Below are 7,391 nucleotides of genomic sequence, written 5' to 3'. Positions count from 1 at the left end.
CGCACCCGGCTCGCTGAAGCCGGCCGGCATCTGCAAGCGGCGCGGGACAAACGGTCGACCAACGTCACCGACGCGATCGCGCATGCCCACACCGCCGCCTCGCTGGCCGCCGAGGCGCAGTCGCTGGCCGACGACGACGTCCGGTTCGCGCAGCGCAGCTACACCGGGGGCGGCGGCAGCCACATGGGCGCGATGATGGGCGGAATCATCCTGGGTGACCTGCTCGGTGGAGCGATGGGCGGCGGTGTTGGTGGTAATGGTTGGGGCGGCGGCGGCTGGAGCCCGGCGTCCTACGGCGGTTCGTCGGGCGGCTCCGACGGCGGCTTCATGGGCGGCGGCGGGCGGTTCTGAGGCGCACAGAGCGCTTGGGTACATTGCGGGAATGCTTCGCAAGTCGTTGGTGGGGATCGTGTGCGTGGGTCTGTTGGCTGCCTGCAGCAGTCAACCCAAGCCGGTGGACGTCACGAAAGTGTTCGCGGTCAAGTCGACGTTCGGCTCGGATTACCGCAGCTCGTCGAAGGGCCCGTCGGACATCAGCCCGCAGATGGTCGGCGAGCAGAAGCTGCCGCCCGGTGTGACGTTCGACCCGCCGGACTGCGAGAAGTTGGCCACCGGGCAGCGGCTGCCGTCGGGCACGCAGGGCAAGACAGCCGCGGTCTCCGCTGACGGGAAGGGCAACCGGTTGGTTGCGATCGCCGTCGTCGCCAACGCCGCCGTGCCCTACGACGCCTCGCTGACCGAGAAGTGCAAGCACGTCGGGTTCAAAACGGAGAAGAACAACCTGAACGGCAGCATCGACGTGGTGGATGCACCGCAGATCAACGGTGTTCAGACGTCCGGCCGGCACCGGCAGATCACGATCTCCGCTCGCGGCAAAGAACGCAACAACGAGTTGTACAGCTACGTGGCCTATTTCGGCAACACAGTGGTGATCGTCGACGCCAGCCCGATGCGGGCTCGGGGACAGCAGCAGGCGCCCGCCATCGACACCGACCGGGCACAGCAACTGCTGAAAGACGCCGTCGCGGCGATGCGCAGCTGAGCCGGTCAGCAGCCGGTCAGCAGCCCCTGAGGCGCACCGCCAGATAGTCGGCCACCGCGTCGAGCGCCACCCGCTCCTGGGTCATCGCGTCGCGCTCGCGGATGGTGACGGCGTGATCGTCGAGTGAGTCGAAGTCGAACGTCACGCAGAACGGTGTGCCGATCTCGTCCTGGCGGCGGTAGCGCCGCCCGATCGCGCCGGCGTCGTCGAAGTCGACGTTCCACAACTTGCGCAGCTCGGCGGCCAGGTCGCGGGCCCTCGGACTCAGGTCGGCGTGCCGGGACAGCGGCAGCACAGCGGCCTTCACCGGCGACAGCCGCGGGTCAAGGCGCAGCACGGTGCGTTTGTCCGTTCCGCCCTTGGCGTTGGGTGCCTCGTCTTCGTTGTAGGCGTCGATCAAAAACGCCATGAACGACCGGGTCAGGCCGGCCGCCGGCTCGATCACGTACGGCACGTAGCGGGTGTCGCTCACCTGGTCGTAGAACGACAGGTCAGCTCCGGAATGCTTTGCGTGCGTTGATAAGTCGAAATCGGTGCGGTTGGCGACGCCTTCCAGCTCGCCCCACGGGTTGCCGGCGAAGCCGAATTTGTACTCGATGTCGACCGTGCGGTCGGAGTAATGCGACAGCTTGTCCTTCGGGTGTTCGAACAGCCGCAGATTTTGCGAATCGATACCGAGGTCGACGTACCATTGCAGCCGGGTGTCGATCCAGTACTGGTGCCACTCCCTGGCGGTCGACGGCTCGACGAAGAACTCCATCTCCATCTGCTCGAACTCGCGGGTGCGGAAGATGAAGTTGCCGGGAGTGATCTCGTTGCGGAAACTCTTGCCGATCTGGCCGATGCCGAACGGCGGCTTGCGGCGCGCGGTGGTGAGCACGTTGGCGAAGTTGACAAAGATGCCCTGGGCGGTTTCGGGGCGCAGGTAGTGCAGCCCCTCCTCGGTCTCGATCGGCCCGAGGTACGTCTTGAGCATCATGTTGAACTCGCGCGGCTCGGTCCACCGGCCGGGCTCGCCGGTCTCCGGGTCGCGGATGTCGGCCAGGCCGTTGGGCGGCGGGTGCCCGTGTTTGGCTTCGTAGGCCTCGATGAGGTGATCGGCGCGGTAGCGCTTGTGCGTGATCAGCGATTCGACCAGCGGGTCGTGGAACACCTCGACGTGCCCGGAGGCGACCCACACTTCGCGGGGCAGGATGATCGAGGAGTCCAGGCCCACAACGTCGTCGCGGCCGGTGACCACCGAACGCCACCAGTGCCGTTTGATGTTCTCCTTGAGCTCCACTCCTAAAGGCCCGTAGTCCCACGCCGATTTGGTGCCGCCGTAGATCTCGCCCGAGGGATAGACCAGGCCGCGTCGTTTGGCCAGATTGACCACGGTGTCGATTACGGACGCCACAAGCCGGTGCACTCCTGTCTGGTTTGGAAAGGGACGGTCTTGCGCAGCGTTGCACGCTGGCGCGAAGAGCACCCGTCATCGTAGCGAGCGCCGTGGCGGTCTTTGACATGCGTCATCATGCATGTGACAGTGGAGGCGACATGTCCTCCACCACGTCGACCGCGGCTGACGGCGATCTCGGCCCGAATCTGGGCACTGATGGCACTGATGGCACTGATGGCCCTGATATGGGCGCCGATTCAACTGCCGGCCACGAGCACAGCAGCGCTGCCGCACTTCCCCCGCCGCCGCGCGAGATTCTCGACGCCGCCGGCGAGCTGCTGCGCGCGCTGGCCGCGCCGGTGCGAATCGCAATCGTGTTGCAGCTGCGCGAATCCCAGCGGTGCGTGCACGAACTGGTGGACGCGTTGGGTGTGCCGCAGCCGCTGGTCAGCCAGCATTTGAAGATCCTCAAGGCGGCCGGAGTGGTGACCGGTGAGCGGTCGGGCCGCGAGGTGCTCTACCGGCTGGCCGATCATCACCTGTCGCACATTGTCATCGATGCGGTGGCCCATGCTTCCGAGGACAAGCCGTGACCCGCTCCGACGACGAAATACTACGAGCGATGAGGTGGGGGCACCTCCCGCTTGCGGGGGAAGAGCGGCGCAAATGACCACAGTTGCGAGATCGACCCGCCAGCGGGCCGCGATCTCGACGCTGCTGGACACCCTCGACGAGTTCCGCTCGGCTCAGGAGTTACACGATGAGCTGCGCCGCCGCGGCCAAAACATCGGCCTGACCACGGTCTACCGGACGCTGCAGTCGATGGCGGCGGCCGGGATGGTCGACACGCTGCGCACCGACACCGGCGAAGCGGTTTACCGGCAGTGTTCCGGCCATCACCACCACCACCTGGTGTGCCGCAGCTGCGGATGCACCGTGGAGGTCGGCGACCGCGAGGTGGAGACCTGGGCCGCGCAGGTGGCCGCCGAGCACGGGTTCTCCGACGTCGGCCACACGATCGAGATCTTCGGCACCTGCGCGGACTGCCGGATCTGACCCGCCTGGCGCTCAGCGCCCCAGCGTCGCGCCAGCGCGACGGTGACCGGGCAGGGCCCGGCGAACACTGCTGGACTTCACTCTGGCGTGACGCTCGGCAGCCGGTGCGGGCAGCACGGCCTACAGCCGGACCCTCATCGGCTCGACGTTCCAGATGTCGTCGCAGTACTCGGCGATGGCGCGGTCCGAGGAGAATTTGCCGCTCCGCGCGGCGTTGAGAATCGACATCTTCGACCAGGCGTCGGCGTCCTGCCAGGCGGCGCTGACCCGGGCCTGACAGTCCACATAGGACCGGTAGTCCGCCAGCACCAGGAACGGGTCGTGGTGACGCAGCGAGTCGACCACCGGGCGCAGCACCTCGGGGTCACCGCCGGTGAAATGTCCGCGCTCGATGAGCTCGAGTGCCTCGGCGAGTTCCAGATCGCCCGCAATGCAGCTCGCCGGACGATAGCCCTCCGCGCAGGCCTTTGCCACCTCATCCTCGGTCAACCCGAACAAGAAGAAGTTCTCCGCGCCGACTTCCTCGAGCATCTCCACATTGGCGCCGTCGAGCGTGCCGATGGTCAACGCGCCGTTGATCATGAACTTCATGTTCCCGGTACCCGACGCCTCCTTGCCCGCGGTGGAAACCTGCTCGGACAGGTTGGCGGCCGGGTAGATCAGGTGCGCGTTCTGCACGTTGAAGTTCGGCACGAACACCACCTTGAGGTAACGGTTCACATCGGGGTCAGCGTTGACGGTCTCGCCGACGGCGTTGATCAGCTTGATGATTCGTTTGGCCATGAAGTATCCCGGTGCGGCTTTGCCGCCGAAGATGAAGGCGCGCGGCGCAATCGCCAGCCTGGGGTTCTTCTTCAGCCGGTTGTACAACGTGACGATGTGCAGCACGTTGAGGTGCTGACGCTTGTACTCGTGGATCCGCTTGACCTGCACGTCGAACAACCAGCTCGGGTCCAGCTCGACACCGGTCACGGCGTGTAGAAATTCCGCGAGCCGCGCTTTGTTGGCGCGCTTTACTTCTCGCCACCGCAGCCGAAACGCCGGGTCGTCGACGTAGGCTTCCAGCCCGCGCAGCCGCTGCAGATCCACCAGCCATCCGCCGCCGATGGTCTCGTCGAGCAGGTGCCGCAGCCCGGGGTTGGCCAGCGCCAGAAACCGCCGCGGTGTCACTCCGTTGGTGACGTTGCCGAACCGCTGCGGCCACATCTCGTAGAAGTCTTTCAGCACACTGGCTTTCAGCAGTTCCGAATGCAGTGCCGCCACCCCGTTAATCGCGTGGCTGCCGACGGTGGCCAGATGTGCCATCCGCACGCACTTGCCGCCGTCCTCGCCGATCAGCGACATCCGCCGCACCCGTTCCTCGTCGCCGGGGAAGCGGGCCCGCACTTCGGCGAGGAAACCCTCGTTGATCTGCATGATGATCTCGAGGTGGCGGGGCAGCGCCTCACCGAACATCGACAGCGGCCAGGTCTCCAGCGCCTCGGGCAGCAGGGTGTGGTTGGTGTAGCCGAAAGTGGCTACCGTAACTGCCCAGGCCTCGTCCCAGCTCAGGTAGTGCTCGTCGACCAGCAGCCGCATCAACTCGGCGACGGCGATGGACGGGTGGGTGTCGTTGAGCTGGATCGCCCATTTGCCGGGCAGTGAGCTCAGCGGCTGGCCGGCCCGTTCCTGGTGGATGCGCAGGATGTCCTGCAGAGAGCAGGACACGAAGAAGTACTGCTGCAGCAGCCGCAGACGTTTGCCGGCTTCGGGTTCGTCGTTGGGGTAGAGCACCTTGGAGACGGTCTCCGAGATCACCTCTTCGTCGACGGCTTTGTAGAAGTCGCCGGTGTTGAACACTTCCAGTGCGAACGATTCGACCGCCCGCGCGCTCCACAGCGTCAGCGTGTTGCAGGTGTTGACGCCGAAGCCCTGAATCGGGGTGTCATAGGAGACGCCTTTGAGCACCCGGTGCGGCACCCAGCGCACTCCCACGCGGCCCGCGTCGTCCTGGTATTCCTCGGTGTAGCCGCCCCAGTTCACCATGTAGCTGGCGTCCGGCTTGTCGATCTCCCAGGGATTGCCGTACACCAGCCAGTTGTCGGTCTTCTCCACTTGCCAGCCGTCGTGGATCTCCTGCTCGAAGATGCCGAACTCGTATCGGATGCCGTAGCCGATCGACGGGCGCTCCAGCGTGGCCAGCGAGTCCAGGTAGCAGGCGGCCAACCGGCCCAGACCGCCGTTGCCCAGGCCGGGCTCCTTCTCGCACGACAGGATGATGTCGAGGTCCTGGCCCAGGTCTGTCAGTGCTTGCCGCGCCTGGGCTTCGATACCCAGATTGAGGAGATTGTTGCCCAGTTGCGGGCCCATCAGGAATTCGGCGGACAGATAGCAGGTGACCTTGGCGGGCGATTCCAGCCAATCCTGGGTGGTGGCCATCCAGCGCTGCTGCATGCGGTCGCGCACCGCCAACGCCAGCGCGCGGTAGTAGTGCTCCGGTGTCAGCACCGCCGGCGGCCGGGCGATCGAGTACGTCAGGTGGTCACTGACGGCCTGGCGCAGTGCCTCAGCGGTCAACCCGGTGCGCACGGCCGTCGGGTTGCTGTTGGCTGTGACCTCGTCGGACAGCCGGTGCACAAGGTCGGTCATTCGTCTTCTCCACGCTTCCTAGGCCGATTGAAAAAGGCCGACGGTTGTCCCCGCGAACAGCCGAGTGTCGCAGCGTGGTGTTTCGACCGCGAGAGGTCTTTAAGTCAATCCTGTGAACTAAATGGAGGGCCTACGCCGTCAGCAGACGGCGTATCTCAACGCCCCTTTCGAGCACCATCAAAATCAGTGTGCGCAGCGCGTCGTCGGTCAGGCCGGTGCCCGGAAAGTTGTAGCGCAGCAGCACGTCCCCGGTTTTGCCGGAATCGCGCTTGGCGCCCTTCTCGCTGACTTTCTCCACCAGGGTCACTGACCCGAGCATGGTCTGGCGCGCCTGTTCCGTCACCAGGTCGCGGATTTTCCTGTTCAGCGGCAGGTCCCACGCCAGCATCTGGTTCAGCGACACCAGGTCGAGGTCCTCGACGACCGCCAACACCCGCAGCGACGCGAACGTGCCGTCGTGGCGGATGGTCAGCGCGCCGTCCGACTCCTCTTCGACGGGCAGGATCTCACCCAGCACCGATGCCAGCCGCTCCTCCAGTGACGGCATCACGCCCTCCCGAACCGACGGTGCCGCGACGCGTACTCCTCGCAGGCAGCCCACAAGTCGCGACGATCGTAATCTGGCCACAACTTTTCCTGAAAGATGTACTCGGCGTAAGCCGCCTGCCACAGCATGAAATTGCTGGACCGTTTCTCACCCGAAGACCGCAGCAGCAGGTCGACATCGGGAATGTCGGGGCGCTGCATGTGCCGGACGATCGTCGCCTCGGTGATCCGGTCCGGATTTAGCCGGCCCGCGGCCGCTTCGCGCGCAATACTTCTGGTGGCTTCAGTGATTTCGGTGCGGCCACCGTAGTTGACGCAGTAGTTCACTGTGATGACGTCGTTGTCGTCGGTCATCTCCTCGGCGATCTCCAGTTCCTTGATCACGCTGCGCCACAACCGGGGCCGCGACCCCACCCACCGGATGCGGACTCCCATGTCGTTGAGGTTCTCCCGGCGACGTCGCACCACGTCGCGGTTGAAGCCCATCAAGAAGCGCACTTCCTCCGGCGAGCGCTTCCAGTTCTCGGTGGAGAACGCATAAAGGCTCAACCATTTGATTCCGACTTCGATTGCGCCGCAGGTGATGTCGATAACCACCGCTTCGCCCATCTTGTGACCTTCGACGCGGGGCAGCCCCCGCTGATTGGCCCACCGGCCGTTGCCGTCCATCACAATCGCGACGTGTGCGGGCACCTGGTCGACGGGCAGCCGCGGCGCCGCAGCCTTTGACGTGTGCTGCGG

Annotated in this window: 7 protein-coding genes and 1 pseudogene; 4 read left to right on the top strand and 4 right to left on the bottom strand. The window is 65.4% G+C overall.

The annotated features are described in order from the left end of the window. Both WA317_RS00835 and WA317_RS00830 read left to right on the top strand, forming a co-directional pair. A pseudogene (locus tag WA317_RS00835) lies at positions 1-351 on the top strand (TPM domain-containing protein); the annotation flags it as partial. A 31-nt stretch (positions 352-382) separates the two neighbouring features. After that, on the top strand, positions 383-1,042 hold the full coding sequence (locus tag WA317_RS00830) for a DUF5642 family protein (RefSeq protein ID WP_425171225.1): 660 nt from the start codon (positions 383-385) through the stop codon (positions 1,040-1,042). Between the two features lie 16 nt (positions 1,043-1,058). Here WA317_RS00830 and WA317_RS00825 read toward each other — a convergent pair whose 3' ends face one another. Further along, complete coding sequence (locus tag WA317_RS00825; RefSeq protein WP_425171224.1) at positions 1,059-2,450, bottom strand: glycine--tRNA ligase; 1,392 nt, start codon at positions 2,448-2,450, stop codon at positions 1,059-1,061. A 215-nt stretch (positions 2,451-2,665) separates the two neighbouring features. On the opposite strand from WA317_RS00825, the gene WA317_RS00820 reads away from it, so the two are divergent. Both WA317_RS00820 and WA317_RS00815 read left to right on the top strand, forming a co-directional pair. Next, a complete protein-coding gene (locus WA317_RS00820) occupies positions 2,666-3,013 on the top strand; it encodes an ArsR/SmtB family transcription factor (RefSeq protein ID WP_425171226.1) in 348 nt (115 codons plus the stop codon). A 73-nt stretch (positions 3,014-3,086) separates the two neighbouring features. Beyond that, the gene (locus WA317_RS00815) at positions 3,087-3,476 is read left to right on the top strand and encodes a Fur family transcriptional regulator (protein WP_425171223.1); all 390 of its coding nucleotides are present in this window, start codon (positions 3,087-3,089) and stop codon (positions 3,474-3,476) included. Between the two features lie 120 nt (positions 3,477-3,596). Here WA317_RS00815 and WA317_RS00810 read toward each other — a convergent pair whose 3' ends face one another. The 3 genes from WA317_RS00810 to WA317_RS00800 all read right to left on the bottom strand — a co-directional run. Beyond that, a complete protein-coding gene (locus tag WA317_RS00810) occupies positions 3,597-6,104 on the bottom strand; it encodes a glycogen/starch/alpha-glucan phosphorylase (RefSeq protein WP_425171222.1) in 2,508 nt (835 codons plus the stop codon). A 130-nt stretch (positions 6,105-6,234) separates the two neighbouring features. Further along, positions 6,235-6,651: a hypothetical protein gene (locus tag WA317_RS00805; RefSeq protein WP_425171221.1), complete on the bottom strand. Its 417-nt coding sequence runs from the start codon at positions 6,649-6,651 to the stop codon at positions 6,235-6,237. After that, positions 6,651-7,391: isoprenyl transferase (locus WA317_RS00800; RefSeq protein WP_425171220.1), on the bottom strand; the 741-nt coding region annotated here is incomplete at its 5' end. The genes WA317_RS00805 and WA317_RS00800, both read right to left, overlap by 1 nt.

This window comes from Mycobacterium sp., assembly GCF_049802695.1.
Lineage (GTDB): Bacteria > Actinomycetota > Actinomycetes > Mycobacteriales > Mycobacteriaceae > Mycobacterium.
The sequence above is the reverse complement of the archived record's forward strand: the minus strand, read 5'-3'. Positions and strand labels throughout refer to the sequence as shown.

Bases quoted from the DNA above. Each gene is read 5' to 3' on its own strand.
- WA317_RS00830 (WP_425171225.1), top strand. From the start codon at position 383: ATGCTTCGCAAGTCGTTGGTGGGGATCGTGTGCGTGGGTCTGTTGGCT.
- WA317_RS00820 (WP_425171226.1), top strand. From the start codon at position 2,666: ATGGGCGCCGATTCAACTGCCGGCCACGAGCACAGCAGCGCTGCCGCA.
- WA317_RS00815 (WP_425171223.1), top strand. From the start codon at position 3,087: ATGACCACAGTTGCGAGATCGACCCGCCAGCGGGCCGCGATCTCGACG.
- WA317_RS00810 (WP_425171222.1), bottom strand. From the start codon at position 6,104: ATGACCGACCTTGTGCACCGGCTGTCCGACGAGGTCACAGCCAACAGC.
- WA317_RS00805 (WP_425171221.1), bottom strand. From the start codon at position 6,651: ATGCCGTCACTGGAGGAGCGGCTGGCATCGGTGCTGGGTGAGATCCTG.